The sequence below is a fragment of the Kitasatospora sp. SC0581 genome (assembly GCF_048159585.1).
GTDB lineage: Bacteria > Actinomycetota > Actinomycetes > Streptomycetales > Streptomycetaceae > Kitasatospora.
This window is the reverse complement of the sequence record NZ_JBLRWA010000006.1, coordinates 162589-176444: the sequence shown is the minus strand read 5'-3', so window position 1 is coordinate 176444 and position 13856 is coordinate 162589. Positions and strand designations below refer to the sequence as shown.

Genomic DNA, 13856 nt, shown 5'->3' with positions numbered 1-13856 from the left:
CCGGTTCGATCAGGCCGCGTGGGCCTCGAAGCTCATGGCCGGCTCCCGGGCGGGGTCGATCCGCACGACGGAGTCGAAGGCGGCGGCGAGTCGCTCGATCAGCGGAAGGGTCGGATCGACCCCGCTCTCCTCGATGCCCTCGACGGTCTCCTCGTCCAGCCCGGCCCGCTCGGCGAGCTCGGCGGGTGTCCACCCGAGCGCGGAGCGTCGGGCGTACACGGCCTCGGCCAGCGCCATCCGCCGCCCGGCCGCGCGGTACTCCTCGCTCTCCCGGTGCTCCGCCGGCACGGTCCAACGGGTGTGGTAGCCGCTGCTCATCGCTGCTCCTCCCGGTCGTAGATCTCGTGATCGGCGGCGGGCCCGTGCTCCGCCTCGCAGACCTTCTGCGCGCGGCGCGCCCGTTCGACCTGATCGGTCTCGCGGTTCCCAGTCTTGCGGAAGACCGTCAGCAGCACAGCCCTCCGCCCCGGCGCGAGCCAGTACGTGATGCGCATGGACCCGATCCGCAACTCGCGCAGCGGGCCGCCCAGGTGGCTCGCCAACGGGAACGACAGCGCCTCGCCGTCCTCGGCGAGGCGGTCGGCGGCGCGTTCGGCCGCCCGGTACTCGACGGTCGGGCAGTTCTGGAGCCACACCCGCACCTCGGGCTCGATCTCGATCCCGTAGCCCGCCCTGGACTCGTCACCGGTCATGCCTCTCCCCCTCGCTCGGCAGTGGGAACAACTGCCGGGCGAGGGGGAGGGTCACGGGTCAGGCCTTGGCGCTGTCCCGGGCGAGGGCGACCAGGCGGGAGATGGCGCGCAGGTACTTCTTGCGGTAGCCGCCGCGCAGCATCTCCTCCGGAAAGACCTGGTCGAAGGGGAGGCCGGAGGCGGTGATCGGCAGCTCGCGGTCGTACATCCGGTCGGCCAGCACGACCAGGCGCAGCGCGGTGGACTGGTCGTCGATCTGGCGGACGCCGCGCAGGCAGACCGCGGCGACGTCGTCCAGCAGCGCGCCGTAGCGGCTGGGGTGGACGGCGGAGAGGTGGGCGAGCAGGGCGTCGAAGTCGTCCAGCGAGGCGCCGGGGGTGCGGGCCGCGGCGGCCGTGACGGCCTCGTCGGTGTACGGCGGCGGGGCGTCCGGCAGGCCGCGGTGGCGGTAGTCCTGGCCGTCGATCCGCATCGGGCGGAAGTGCGCGGACAGGCCCTGGATCTCGCGCAGGAAGTCGGCGGCGGCGAAGCGGCCCTCGCCGAGCTTCTCCGGCAGGGTGTTCGAGGTGGCGCACAGCTTCACGCCGTTGTCGACCAGCCGGCCGAGCAAGGTGGAGACCAGCACGGTGTCGCCCGGGTCGTCGAGCTCGAACTCGTCGATGCAGAGCAGCGTGTGCCCGGAGAGGGTCCGCACGGCCTGCTGGAAGCCGAGCGCGCCGACCAGGTTGGTCAGCTCGACGAAGGTGCCGAAGGCCTTGGGGCCGGGGGCGGCGTGCCAGAGCGAGGCGAGCAGGTGGGTCTTGCCGACGCCGTAGCCGCCGTCGAGGTAGACCCCGGCCGGGCCGGCGGGTGCGGGGGCGGAGCGGCGGAACCAGCTGCGCTTGGGCGCGGAACCGTTTCCTCCGCCGAGGGTCGCCGCGAACTGCTCCAGGACCTGGACGGCCTCGTACTGGCTCGGCTGGGTCGGGTCCGGAATGTACGTCCCGAAGCTCACGTCGGCGAACCGGGGCGGCGGGACCATCTCGGCGACCAGCCGCTCGGCGGGCACGACGGGTCGGCGGTCGGTGAGCGCGATCGGGGAGCCGGAGGCGTGTGCGGCTGCTATCGGCTCGGTCGCGGTTGCGGAGTGGGAGGCTGCGGGCACATCAGTAGAGGGTACGCCTGCCCCGTACGCCGTCCGAACGACCCGCGGCCCCGAACGGCCCACGGCCCGCGGTGGAAGACTGGGGACATGCAACAGTTGATCAGCCCGCTGGGCGGGCGGCTCGCCGATCCGGCCGCACTGGAATCGCTCGCCGCCGTCTACGCGTACCCCGAACAGGTGAATCAGGGGCGCCCCTGGCTGCGCGCCAACATGGTGTCCGGCCTGGACGGCGGGGCCAAGCTGGACGGGCTGTCCGAGGGCCTCTCCGGCGATGCCGACAAGCGGATCTTCGGGGTGCTGCGGGCGCTGTCGGACGTGGTAGTGGTGGGCGCGGAGACGGTCCGCGCCGAGGGCTACCGGCCGGCCCGGGCCCGCAAGGAGTTCGCGGCGGCCCGGGCGGCGGCGGGGCAGGCGCCCGCCCCGGCGATCGCCGTGGTGAGCCGCTCGCTGGAGCTGGACCTGACCGCGCCGCTGTTCACCGAGCCGCTGGTCAGGACGGTGGTCGTCACCACCGAGGACGCCCCCGCGGAGCGCCGCCGGGCGGTCGCCGGGGTGGCCGACCTGGTGCTCGCCGGCACCGGTTCGGTGGACCTGCGGGCGGGCGTGGCGGCCCTGGCCGAACGGGGCTGGACCAGGCTGCTGACCGAGGGCGGCCCGCGCCTGCTGGGGCAGCTGGCGGCGGCCGGCCTGCTGGACGAGCTGTGCCTGTCGCTGGCTCCGCTGCTCACCGGCGGCGACGCGCCGCGCATCCTGCACGATGCCCGAATGCCGGACGTGCAGCGGATGCGGCTGGTCTCATTGATCGAGCAGAAAGGATTCCTCTTCACCCGCTACCTGCGTCACCCCGGTTCGGACAACCCCGTGACCCCCTGATCGTGATCCCGTTATGGGATGCCGGGGCCCGGGGGCCGGCCACTGGAAGGGACTCACGTGTTCAAGACGGTACTGATGATCGAAAAGGCTCTCTCCGACGCGGACGTGGAGCTCGTCACCACGCTCCACGGCGAGGAGAAGGTGTCCTTCGTCGTCCTGATGCAGCCGCGCGGCCGGCAGGACGAACTGCTGCGGGCGCTCGACGACGTCGCCCTCGGCCACCTCGACAAGGTGGTGCACGAGCACGACGAGTCCGAGAGCGGTCCGACCGTGGCCGGCGAGTCGCTGGAGCACAGCCTGCGCCACCTGCGCTCGGCCGGGGCCGAGGCGGTCGGCGAGCTGGTCGGGGAGAAGCCGCTGGAGCGGCTGCGCGCGGTCGTCGGGGAGCAGCGGGCGGACGAGGTCGTGGTGCTCACCTCACCGCACTTCGTGGAGGAGTTCTTCCACCGCGACTGGGCCTCCCAGGCCCGGCACAAGGTGGGCGTCCCCGTGCTCAGGCTCTTCGCCAGCGACTCCTGACCCGACCGGCCCGGCACGCCGGTGGTGCAGAATCGTCCTTGCGGTCCGCCCGCGAGGACGATTCCGTCTTCCCGACCCGTCCGCCCGCCCTGTCTGCCCCCGCCCCTACGGAGCCACGCCTTGAACGACGCCGCGCACGACCTGCACGCCCCGCACTTCATCGGCATCGGCGGCGCCGGGATGTCCGGCCTGGCGAAGATCCTCGCCGTGCGCGGGGCCAGCGTCTCGGGCAGCGACTCCAAGGAGTCCGAGACCGTCCTCGCGCTGCGCGCCCTCGGCGCCACCGTGCACGTCGGCCACGCCGCCGAGCACGTGCCGGACGGCACCAGCAGCGTGGTCGTCTCCAGCGCGATCCGGGCCGACAACCCGGAGCTGGTGGCCGCCCACGAGCGCGGCATCCCGGTGGTGCACCGCTCCGACGCGCTGGCGGCGCTGATGGGCGGGCGCCGGGCGCTGGCGGTGGCCGGCACCCACGGCAAGACCACCACCACCAGCATGCTCGCCGTCGCCCTCGGCGAGCTGGGCCTGGACCCGTCCTACGCGATCGGCGGCGACCTCGACGCGCCCGGCTCCAACGCCCACCACGGCACCGGCGAGATCTTCGTCGCCGAGGCGGACGAGAGCGACCGCAGCTTCCACAAGTACGCGCCCGAGGTGGCGATCGTGCTCAACGTGGAGCTGGACCACCACGCCAACTACGCGTCGATCGAGGAGATCTACGAGTCCTTCGAGACCTTCGTCGGCCGGATCGTCCCCGGCGGCACCCTGGTGGTCTCGGCCGACCACGACGGCGCCCGCGAGCTCACCTCCCGGGTGGCCGGCCGCGAGGGCCTGAACGTGGTGACGGTCGGCTCCGCCGAGGACGCCGACCTGCGGGTGCTCTCGGTGGTCGCCCACGGCATGACCAGCGAGGTCACCGTCCTGCTGGACGGCGCCGAGCTGAGCTTCACCGTCTCGGTGCCCGGCCGCCACTACGCCCACAACGCGGTGTCCGCGCTGGCCGCCGGCGTCGCGCTGGGCGTCCCGGCCGCCGACCTGGCCAAGGCGCTCGGCGCCTACACCGGCGTGCGCCGCCGCCTCCAGCTCAAGGGCGAGGCCGGCGGGGTCCAGGTGATCGACTCCTACGCCCACCACCCCACCGAGATGACCGCCGACCTGGAGGCCATCCGCGAGGGCCTGACCGGCGGGGGCCGGGTGCTGGTGGTCTTCCAGCCGCACCTGTTCAGCCGCACCCAGCAGCTCTCCGAGGAGATGGGCCAGGCCCTGGCGCTGGCCGACGCCTCGGTGGTGCTGGACATCTACCCGGCCCGCGAGGACCCGATCCCCGGCGTGACCAGCGAGCTGATCATCGACGCGGCCCGCCGGGCCGACGCCGAGGTCACCGCGGAGCACTCCTTCGCCGCCGCCCCCGCCCTGCTGGCCGGCCTCGCCCGCCCGGGCGACCTGCTGCTCACCATGGGCGCCGGGGACGTCACCAACCTCGGCCCGGAAATCCTGCGGCACCTCGCGAACGTTGCTTCCAACGTCTGACGTACGTCCGTCCGACGTCCACCGCGACCGGGAGCCCATGATGAGCTACGAGATCGAGAAGACCGAGGCCGAGTGGCGCGCCCAGCTCAGCCCCGAGGAGTACCACGTGCTCCGCGAGGCGGGCACCGAGCGGCCGTTCACCGGTGAGTACACCGACTCCAAGACCGTCGGCGTCTACGGCTGCCGGGCCTGCGGGGCCGAACTGTTCAGCTCCGAGACCAAGTTCGACAGCCACTGCGGCTGGCCGTCCTACTACGCGCCGCTGGCCGGGGACCGGGTCCAGTACATCGAGGACACCTCGCTCGGCATGCGCCGGGTCGAGGTGCGCTGCGCCCGCTGCGGCGGGCACCTCGGGCACGTCTTCGAGGGCGAGGGCTACGGCACGCCGACGGACCAGCGGTACTGCATCAACAGCGTCTCGCTGACGCTGAAGCCGGCCGAGTAGGGCCGGACCCGCGCGCGGAGGCCCGGACACATACGGTGTCCGGGCCTCCGCGCTATAACGGGCCTGTCCGGGCCTACCCCTCGACCGGTGCGAAGCGGACCGGGAGGTGCGTCAGGGCCCGGTGGAACGGGCCCGGGCGCCAGAGCAGGTCCTCGGCGGGGGTGGACAGTTCGAGGTCGCTGAGGCGGCTGCCCAGCTGCTCGATGGCGGTGATCGCGATCAGCAGGGCCGGGTCCCGGGCCGGGCAGGCGTGCGGGCCGGCCGCCCAGGCCAGGTGGGCGCTCTCGCCGCTGCGCAGCCCGCCGCCGTCGGTGGGCGGCGCGGCCTGGGAGTTGGCGGCCGCGTACGAGACCAGCACCAGCGTGCCCGCCTTGATCTCGCGGCCGTGGAAGGTGATGTCGTACCGCGGGTAGTGGGCCGAGAGGTTGGCCATCGGCGGCTCGTGCCAGAGCACCTCGTCGATCGCCTGGTGGGCGGTCATCGCCCCGCCGAACAGCGAGCCGGCGTAGCGGGCGTCGGTGAGCAGGCGCAGCAGGGCGTTGCCGATCAGGTTGGTGGTCGGCTCGTGCCCGGCGATCAGGGTCAGGGTGATCTGCCGGATCACCTCGTCGTCGTCCAGCCCGACGGGGTGGGTGACGTACATCGAGGTGAGGTCGTGCCGGGGGCGCTCGCGGCGCTCGGCGACCATCGCGGTGACCACCGCCAGGAGCTTCCCGTACGAGGCGCCGGCCCGGGCGGTGGACTCGATCAGCCCGGTGATCGCGTCCACCACCTCCTCGCGCTGCTCCTGCGGCACGCCGAACCAGGTGGTGAGCGCGAAGGCGGGCAGCCGGCGGGCGTACTCGGCGATCAGGTCGGCGTGCCCGACGGCGGCGAAGCGGTCGATCAGCCGGTGCGCGGTCTCGGCGACCTGGCGCTGGAGCCGGTGCGGCTCGAACAGCGCGAGGGCGTCGGTGATCACCGCCCGGTAGCGCGCGTGGGTCTCGCCGTCGCTGAACAGCGCGGTCGGGCGGTAGCCGAGCACCGGCAGCAGCGGGGAGTCCGGCGGGACGGTCCGCTGCCAGGCCCGGGAGTCCTTGGAGAAGGTGTCGGTGTCGCGCAGCAGGTCCAGCGCGGCCTGGTAGTCGGTGACCAGCAGGGCCTCGACGCCGGGTGCGATCTCCACCGGGGCGACCGCGCCGTGCCGCCGCAGCCGCTCGTAGACCAGCTGGGGGTCGGCGGCGAAGACCGGGCCGTGGATCGGGGTCGGGCGGGACTCGACGGTCACGGCTGCTCCGGGGTGGCGGGGTCCGAGGTGACGGGGTCCGGGCCGGCGGGGTCCGGGCCGGCGGGGTCCGGGCCGGCGGGGGCGACGGGCAGGGCCTCCAGGACGTGCTCGGCCAGCGCGATCAGCGCGTCCAGGCTGCTGTCGCGCTCGCGCGCGTCGCAGAGCAGCAGCGGGGTGGCGGCGTGCAGGTCCAGGTGGGTGCGCAGCACCTCGACCGGGTGGTCCGGCGCGTCCGGGAAGCGGTTGACGGCGACGGCGTACGGCAGGCCCTGCTCCTCGACCATGTCCATGATCTCGAAGGAGTCGGCCAGCCGGCGGGTGTCGGCGAGCACCAGGGCGCCCACCGCGCCGCGGGCGATGTCCTGCCAGAGCGGGAAGAAGCGGCGCTGGCCGGGGGTGCCGAACATGTAGAGCACCACGTTGCCGGGCAGGGTGAGCCGGCCGAAGTCGACGGCGACGGTGGTGGTGGACTTCCCGGGTACGCCCGCCAGGTCGTCCACCGGGCGGCCGGTCTCGGTCATCGCCTCCTCGGTGTGCAGGGTGGCGATCTCGGAGAGGGTCCGGATAAGGGTGGTCTTGCCGACCCCGAACGGGCCGGCCACCACCAGTTTCATCAGCGTCTGGTCCTGGTCGGGCAGGTAGCCCACCCGGCTCTGGTCTTCCGGTTCCGGCCGGGCGGCCGGGTCACCGGAGCGCACGGAGTCCAACGAGGAGCCTCTCGACGATGGAGCGGTCGGTCTGCTGGGCGCGCGGGATCGGCGCGCGGGCGTGCAGGCAGCCCGCCTCGACCAGGTCGGCCGCGAGGAAGACGGTGGCGCTGACCGGCAGGCTCAGGTGCGCGGCGGCCTCCACCACGGTCAGCGCGCCGGGGCGCAGCAGTTCCCAGAGCCGGCGGTGTTCGGGGTCGAGCGCCTCCGGCGGGTCCGCGCGGTCGGCGAACAGCACGGTCAGCCGCTCGAAGCCCTTGGTGCCGGGGCGGCTGCGGCCGCCGGTGGCCAGGTAGGCGGGCACCATCCGCCTGCGGGGGACGGCGGTCATGACCGGACGTCGTCGTCCTGCCGCCGGGTCGGGCTCGCGAGCGCGCGACCGAGGGCGGCGACCTGCAGCTGCATCTGGTAGGCGACGTTGCCGAGTTGGGCGTCCGGCGAGGTGAAGACGGCGAGCGAGGTGTTCTCCCCGGCGGGCACCACGACGGCGTAGCCGAGGTCGGACTCCACCACGGTCTGGGCCAGCCGGGGCCGCTCGACGTCGGTGAACGCGGCGGTGAAGGCCCGGGCGGCGGCGTGCACGGTGGCGGTCATCGCGGCGACCCGCTCGGCCGAGGCGCGCTCCAGGCCGTCCGAGGCGCCCTCGACCAGGCCGTCCCCGGTGGCGATGACGGCGTGCAGCACCCCCGGGAGCTCCAGCAGCGGGGTCAGCACCCACGAGATCTCGTCGGTGGCGGTCGGGCTGGGCGTGCTGCTCACTGCTCGGCTCCTTCTGAGGTCGGACCGGTGCTCGGGTCACCGGGGTCGCGGTCGGCGGTGGTGTCGCCGGGGGTGGTGGCGGTCGTACCGGTGGTGCTGTCGCTGTTTCCGGGGGCGGTCCGGCCGGGTGCGGAGCCGGCGGCCTCCTCGCGCTCGGCCCGGGCCACGGCGGCCCGGCCGGAGTCGGTGCCCTGCTGCAGCGCCTGCCAGTGGGCGGCGGCCTGCTCGGGGGTGCGCGCGGCGGCGCGGGCGGGGACGGGTTTCGCGGCGGCCGGCCGTACGGCGGCGGGCTGCTCGGCGGCCAGCGGACGGCGGCGGCGCCGGGTCGGCAGGCCGGTGCCGTCGTCGGCCGCGGACGCGTCCGTCGCGGGGGTGTCCGTCGCGGGGGCGTCCGGGCCGGGCTCGGCCGGGACGGACGCACCCGCCTGGCCCTCCCCCGCCGGGCCGTCCGCGACCGGGTCGGGCACCACGCGGATGGCCGGGGCCGGGTGCGGGCCCGGCTGGTTGTGGCGGTCGGCGAGCCGCGGGCCGTCCTGCTCGTCCGCGTCGCGCATCGGCGGGACGGCCGCGACGGTGGGCGCCGGGGCCGGGCCGGAGCCGGCCCGCAGCGGCAGCGGGGTGAGCACCGACAGCGGCTGCTCGTCGTCCACGACGGTCACCAGCGCGGCCGGGATGCGCAGGATGGTCCGCATGCCGCCGTACGGCGAGGGCTCGATGTGACAGGAGAAGCCGTACTGGCGGGCCAGCTTGCCGATCACCGCGAAGCCGGTCTTGGGCGGGTTGCCGAGCTCGGTGAGCAGCATGTCGGGCGGGCCGGCCAGCAGCCGGCGGGCGCGGCGCAGCTGGTCCTCGTCCATGCCGATGCCGCTGTCGTCGATGATCACCAGCGCGCCGCGGCCGCCCTGCTGGACGGTGACCGGGACGTCGGTCTCCGGGTGGGAGCAGGCGGTGGCGTTGGCGAGCAGCTCGGCGATGGTGACGGCGATCGGCTCGGCGGCCCGGGCGACCACGGCGAGGCGCTGCTCGCGCAGGTGGTTGGCGACCTTGATCCGGGCGTAGCCGGGCACCCGGGAGAGCGCGCCGACGACCACCTCGGCGAGCGGCGAGTCGGTGCGGGCCAGTCCCGGCCAGGCCTCGCAGAGCACCGCGATGGTCTGGATCCGGCGCAGCGCGACCTCGTTGCGGAAGTCGACCTCCAGCAGCCGGGGGTCGTCGTTCTCGTGCTGGAGCTGCTGGACCAGGCTCTGGATCTGGTACAGCAGGGTCTGGATCCGGGAGGTGGCGCCGCGCATGGCGGCGCGGGCGGCGGCGTCCACCCGCTCGCGCTCGTCGGCGAGGGCGGCCTGGGCGGCGTCCAGGACGCCTTGCAGCGCCCGGACCGCCTCCGGGCCGACGGCCTGCGGGTCCAGCGGGCCGACCAGCGGGGCGTTGCCGTGGGTGAGCCGTACGGCGGTGGCGGCGACCCGCTCCTGGGCGAGGTGGCCGATCTCGGCGAGCAGCGCGGTGCCGCGCGCCTCGGCCTCGGCGAGCGCGCGCTCGGCCTGCTCGGCCCGGGCGGTCGCGGCGGAGCCCTGCTGCATGGCGTCCCGGACGGTGTCCTGCGCCTGCCGGGCCGCCTCCTGCGCCTCGCGGACGCTGTCCTCGGCGGCCCGGGTGCGCTCCTCAGCCCGCCGGGCCTCCTCGGCTGAGCGCCGGGCGGCCTCCTGCGCGTCGCGCTGCTGCTGCTCCGCGCGGGCGAGCCGGCCCTCGGCGGTCCGGGCGCGCTCCTCGCCCCGGCCGAGCGCGGTCTCGGCGGTCGTCGCCCGGGTGACGGCGACGGCCCGGCCGCGGGCGAGCACGGCCGCGGCCGCGGCGGCGACCAGCGCCAGGACGATCAGCGCGATCTGCGTCATCGAAGTCCTCGGGGGTGCTTGCGGGGTGGACCGGGTGGTGCGGCCGGGACGACCGGGCGACGGGGCCGGACGAGATCAGGATCGGGCGGTGCCGGGCCCTGGCGGGATCAGGGCCGGGCGGTGCGCGGGCGCTGGGCGCGGGCCTCGTCCTCGGCCAGTTCCCGGGCCACCAGGGCGACCTGGCCCAGGGCCTCCAGGGCGCCCGGGGCCGCCGAGCCGTCCAGGTGCCGGTACTCGGCCGCGACGGTGATCACCAGCCGCTCGGGCAGGCCGAGTTCGGGGTGGCGCTGCTCGGCTATCACCCGCCGGGCGGCGTCCAGCGCGGGTATCCCGGCGGCGTGCAGGGCGTGGGCGCGCTCGCGGACGTAGGTGAGGTAGCCGATGTGCTCGCGGACGCCGTCGCGGTCGAGCACCGGGCCGTGGCCGGGGACGAAGATCTCCGCGCCGGTGGCCAGGGCCTGCTCGCAGGCGCCGATGACGTTCTCCAGCGGTCCGGCCCAGTGCGAGGGGTGGTCGCCGGGCTGCTCGGGCGTCGAGGAGAAGATCACGTCGCCGGTGAACACCGCGCGCTGGTGCGGGAGGTGGACCAGCAGGTCGCCGCCGGTGTGGGCGGCGGGCAGGCTGGTGATCCGCACCGGGTAGCGGCCGACGGTCAGTTCCAGCTCGCCGGTGAAGACGGTGTCGGGGCGCACCGGCTCGGTACCGGACCAGTCGAACTGCCCGAAGTGCTCCTTCAGGTAGCCGCCGAGCGGCGAGTCCGGGTCGCTGTTGGTGACCAGCGCGTGCTGCTGCTGCGGGGTGGGCTCCCAGTGGATGTGCTCCAGCGCCTCGCGGGTGGCGATCACCTCGGCGTCCGGCAGCACCCCGGCGCCCCACAGGTGGTCCCCGTTGGCGTGGGTGACGACCACCCGGTCGACCCCGACCCCGTCCGGCAGCAGCCGCCGGCTCGCGGCGAGGAACTCGCCGGCCATCGAGGGGTCGTACGGCGTGTCGATCCAGAGCGCGGTGGTCTCCGAGGCCAGCAGGCCGCAGTTGGCCAGGCCCCACCCCCGCTTCGGCGGGAGCCACACGTACAGGTCCTCGGCAATCGCGCTCACGTTCGCACGGCTGATCGTCATGTGCGCGATTATGCCCAGGTCGTGACAGGAGTGGAGCAAAACCATTACAGTTCAAGCCACTTCGCGCCCGAAGCAGCCCGGGCTGTCCCGATTCGTCCCACGTGGTCTGGACCACATCTGGCCGAAGTGGCCCGGCCCCGGCCCCTGTCGAAACCGGGGGCGAAACGGGCACGGCCACAGGTACGGGCGCGGGCCGCGTCCGGGGACGCGGCCCGGCGGCGTCAGGCGTCCTGCTCCGACGGCCGCCCCAGCCGCTTGATCCCCTTGCGCTCCGCCGCGCAGCGCTCGTAGCCCAGCCAGGCGTTGATCGCCAGCATCGGCCCGTTGGTCGTGTCGTTGCTGGTGTACGCGTGCCGGAGGCCCGCCGCGGCGGCGAGCCGCAGGGACTCCAGCTTGGCCGACTTGGTCAGCCCGCGGCCGCGGAACTCCCGGTGGCAGGCGGTGAACGCGGACCAGTAGCGGTCCACCCCGTCGGTCTGCGCCATGCTGAACGCGGCCGGCCGGCCGTCCACCACGGCGACGATGCTCAGGGCCAGGTCCCGGTCCGGCCGGTTCCAGTCGTCGCGCAGCCAGTCCTCGTACTCCAGGGCGTCCATCGGCACCTCGCTGCCGGGCTCGTCCAGGATGGCGTCCGCCTCGACCAGGAACACCGGATGCGGGTCGGCCGCCCAGTCCGCGGCCGGACGCAGCTCGACGCCGGGCGGCAGTACGGACGCCGGCGGCAGCGGCAGCGCCAGGTCCCGTCCGGCGAACTGCATGGTGCGCCCGAGCCGGTACCCCCGGGCGGTGGCGAAGGCCACCGAGGCGGGCTCGTCGTCCATCCAGGTGTGCAGTTCCGTCACCCCGTGCCCGACCAGGTGCCGTTCGGCCGCGGCCAGCAGCGCGGTGGCCGCGCCGCGCCGCCGGAACCCGGGCAGCACACTGCCGTTGGCGTAGCCGACGCCCGCGACCGACGTCCCGAGCACCACCCCGCAGCGCACCGCGCCGACCACCCGGCCGTCCAGCTCGGCGACGAAGGTGCGGAAGTGCTCCTCGGGGCTCGGCCGGCCGTTCAGCCAGAGCAGGGTCTCGGCGGAGAGCACCAGGTGCTCGCGCCCGGCCCGGTGGGCCGCGGCCACGGCCTCGGCGTCCTCGGGACGGAAGTCCCGGATCGTCAGGGGGGAGGAATTCGAAGAAGTCATGGATTCCCACGCTAGCCGCGCCCACCCGCCCGGCGCCTCCGATTTATCCGCCGGAGGGCACCCCCACCTGCGGGGGACGGCCCGGGCTCGGGACCCAAGTCCCTCACGACCGGAACGACATGCTCAAATAATGCTCTGAGAAGACCGGGTGAGGCTTGGCAGCCACCCCACCCGGGGACATCCTCAGCAACACGGCCGCACGGGTCCGGCGACGACGCCGCACCGGTCGACGGCCCTCCCACCCGGCCCTCCGAAGGGGGCGAACCGATGACTTCCCCTGCCCTGGCCACCGCACCCCGGGACACCGCGCCCCAGGACGCCGCACCGCTGGCGACCGCGCCCCGGGACACCGCCTCCCGGGACGCCGCGCCCCGCCTGGGCGTCGGCCTCGGCTGGCGCGGCGAGATCGACACCGTGGTCGAGCGCCAGCCCGGCCTGGACTGGGTCGAGGTGGTCGCCGAGAACATCTGCGCCGACCACCTGCCCGACTCCCTGACCGTCCTGCGCGGACGCGGCGTCACCGTCGTCCCGCACGGCGTCGGCCTCGGCCTCGGCGGCGCCGACCTGCCCGACCCCGCCCGCCTCGCCCGGCTCGCCGAGGCCGCGCTGGCGCTCGGCTCCCCGTTGGTCACCGAGCACCTGGCGTTCGTCCGGGCCGGCGGCCTGGAGGCCGGCCACCTGCTGCCCGTCCCCCGCACCCGGGACTCGCTGCGGGTGATCGCCGAGAACGTCCGGATCGCCCAGGACCAGCTGCCGGTGCCGCTCGCCCTGGAGAACATCGCCGCCCAGCTCGCCTGGCCGGACGACGAGTTCACCGAGGGCCAGTTCCTCGCCGAGCTGGTCGAGCGCACCGGCGTCCGGCTGCTGATCGACGTCGCCAACCTGCACACCAACCGGGTCAACCTCGGCATCGACCCGGCCGCCGAGCTCGACCTCCTGCCGCTGGAGGCGCTCGCCTACGTCCACGTCGCGGGCGGCACCCTGGTCGACGGCGTCTGGCACGACACCCACGCCCACCCCGTCACCGAGCCGGTGCTGGAGGTGCTGGCCGAGCTGTGCGCGCGGACCGCCCCGCCCGGGGTCCTGCTGGAGCGGGACGCCAACTTCCCGCCGCCCAGCGAGCTGGCCGGTGAACTGGACGCCATCCGCCGGGTGCTGGAGGGGAGCACCCGGCGATGACCGACCTGACCGGGACCGCGCGGGACACCGCCGACCAGGACCTCGCCGCCGCCCGGCGGCGCCTGGCCCGGCGCCAGGAGGAACTGCTGGCCGCCCTGGTGGCCGGCGGCCCCGTCCCGCCCGGCTTCGACGAACGCCAGGTCCGCGCCCAGTCCACCGGCCTGGCCGCCAAGCGGCGGGACACCACCGCCAAGGTGGCCCCCGACCTGCCCCGTACGCTCGGGGCGGGGTACGGGCCGCTCTTCCTCGACTACGCCCGCTCCCACCCGCAGACCGGCGGCTACCGGGCCGACGCCCGGGCCTTCGCGCAGTGGGTGCTCACCGACGGCGGCCCGCTCGCCGCCGACCACCGCCGGGCCCTGGAGCAGTGGCTCCACCCGGCCCCCGTACGACCGCCGGGCCCGCTCACCCGCCTGCGCCGGGCCCTGCGCCGGTAACCGGTAACCGGTAACCGGTAACCGGTAGCCGGTAGCCGGTAGCCGGTAGCCGGTAGCCGTCGACTGTCGGACACCCGGCCGGCCGTCGGCGACCGCGGGGCCACCGGGCCCTG

The 13856-nt window shown here is 74.9% G+C and carries 14 protein-coding genes and 1 pseudogene; 5 read left to right on the top strand and 10 right to left on the bottom strand.

Annotated elements, in window-relative coordinates; genetic code table 11:
• Positions 1-9: 9 nt before the first annotated feature.
• From ACLWS4_RS13285 to zapE, 3 genes are read right to left on the bottom strand one after another with little or no spacing between them, the layout of a single operon-like run.
• On the bottom strand, positions 10-318 hold the full coding sequence (locus ACLWS4_RS13285) for a helix-turn-helix domain-containing protein (RefSeq protein ID WP_049649601.1): 309 nt from the start codon (positions 316-318) through the stop codon (positions 10-12).
• Positions 315-692, bottom strand: coding sequence for a type II toxin-antitoxin system RelE/ParE family toxin (locus ACLWS4_RS13280; RefSeq protein WP_049649600.1), 378 nt, complete (start codon positions 690-692; stop codon positions 315-317). Before ACLWS4_RS13280 ends, ACLWS4_RS13285 begins: the two co-directional genes overlap by 4 nt.
• Before the next feature lie 58 nt (positions 693-750).
• Entirely contained in the window at positions 751-1797 is a 1047-nt protein-coding gene (gene zapE, locus ACLWS4_RS13275; protein ID WP_234348208.1) for a cell division protein ZapE, read from the bottom strand.
• A gap of 126 nt (positions 1798-1923) precedes the next feature.
• Here zapE and ACLWS4_RS13270 point away from each other — a divergent pair, with 126 nt between their 5' ends.
• The 4 genes from ACLWS4_RS13270 (at position 1924) to msrB (ending at position 5203) form a co-directional block, all read left to right on the top strand.
• A complete protein-coding gene (locus tag ACLWS4_RS13270) occupies positions 1924-2709 on the top strand; it encodes a pyrimidine reductase family protein (protein WP_074001682.1) in 786 nt (261 codons plus the stop codon).
• Between the two features lie 57 nt (positions 2710-2766).
• The gene (locus tag ACLWS4_RS13265) at positions 2767-3228 is read left to right on the top strand and encodes an indole-3-glycerol phosphate synthase (RefSeq protein ID WP_107086353.1); all 462 of its coding nucleotides are present in this window, start codon (positions 2767-2769) and stop codon (positions 3226-3228) included.
• 120 nt (positions 3229-3348) lie between these two features.
• Positions 3349-4758 carry a UDP-N-acetylmuramate--L-alanine ligase gene (gene murC, locus ACLWS4_RS13260; RefSeq protein WP_416874214.1) on the top strand — a complete coding sequence of 470 codons (1410 nt, stop codon included), beginning with the start codon at positions 3349-3351 and terminating at the stop codon, positions 4756-4758.
• A 40-nt stretch (positions 4759-4798) separates the two neighbouring features.
• Positions 4799-5203, top strand: coding sequence for a peptide-methionine (R)-S-oxide reductase MsrB (gene msrB, locus ACLWS4_RS13255; RefSeq protein ID WP_049649595.1), 405 nt, complete (start codon positions 4799-4801; stop codon positions 5201-5203).
• Positions 5204-5276: 73 nt separating this feature from the next.
• On the opposite strand, the gene ACLWS4_RS13250 is transcribed toward msrB, so the two are convergent.
• The 7 genes from ACLWS4_RS13250 to ACLWS4_RS13220 all read right to left on the bottom strand — a co-directional run bounded on the left by ACLWS4_RS13250 (position 5277) and on the right by ACLWS4_RS13220 (position 12127).
• Complete coding sequence (locus ACLWS4_RS13250) at positions 5277-6470, bottom strand: cytochrome P450 (protein ID WP_049649594.1); 1194 nt, start codon at positions 6468-6470, stop codon at positions 5277-5279.
• Positions 6467-7084 (bottom strand): ATP/GTP-binding protein, encoded by a 618-nt coding sequence (locus tag ACLWS4_RS13245; RefSeq protein WP_416874262.1) that lies wholly within the window; start codon positions 7082-7084, stop codon positions 6467-6469. Before ACLWS4_RS13245 ends, ACLWS4_RS13250 begins: the two co-directional genes overlap by 4 nt.
• Positions 7085-7154: 70 nt before the next feature.
• Complete coding sequence (locus ACLWS4_RS13240) at positions 7155-7508, bottom strand: DUF742 domain-containing protein (protein ID WP_049649592.1); 354 nt, start codon at positions 7506-7508, stop codon at positions 7155-7157.
• Complete coding sequence (locus tag ACLWS4_RS13235; RefSeq protein WP_049649591.1) at positions 7505-7936, bottom strand: roadblock/LC7 domain-containing protein; 432 nt, start codon at positions 7934-7936, stop codon at positions 7505-7507. The genes ACLWS4_RS13240 and ACLWS4_RS13235 overlap by 4 nt, the downstream gene beginning before the upstream one ends.
• Positions 7933-9828, bottom strand: coding sequence for an ATP-binding protein (locus tag ACLWS4_RS13230; protein WP_416874213.1), 1896 nt, complete (start codon positions 9826-9828; stop codon positions 7933-7935). Before ACLWS4_RS13230 ends, ACLWS4_RS13235 begins: the two co-directional genes overlap by 4 nt.
• Before the next feature lie 107 nt (positions 9829-9935).
• Complete coding sequence (locus ACLWS4_RS13225) at positions 9936-10946, bottom strand: MBL fold metallo-hydrolase (RefSeq protein ID WP_416874212.1); 1011 nt, start codon at positions 10944-10946, stop codon at positions 9936-9938.
• 221 nt (positions 10947-11167) lie between these two features.
• On the bottom strand, positions 11168-12127 hold the full coding sequence (locus ACLWS4_RS13220) for a GNAT family N-acetyltransferase (RefSeq protein ID WP_416874211.1): 960 nt from the start codon (positions 12125-12127) through the stop codon (positions 11168-11170).
• A 327-nt stretch (positions 12128-12454) separates the two neighbouring features.
• Here ACLWS4_RS13220 and ACLWS4_RS13215 point away from each other — a divergent pair.
• A pseudogene (locus tag ACLWS4_RS13215) lies at positions 12455-13743 on the top strand (DUF692 domain-containing protein).
• Positions 13744-13856 lie beyond the last annotated feature (113 nt).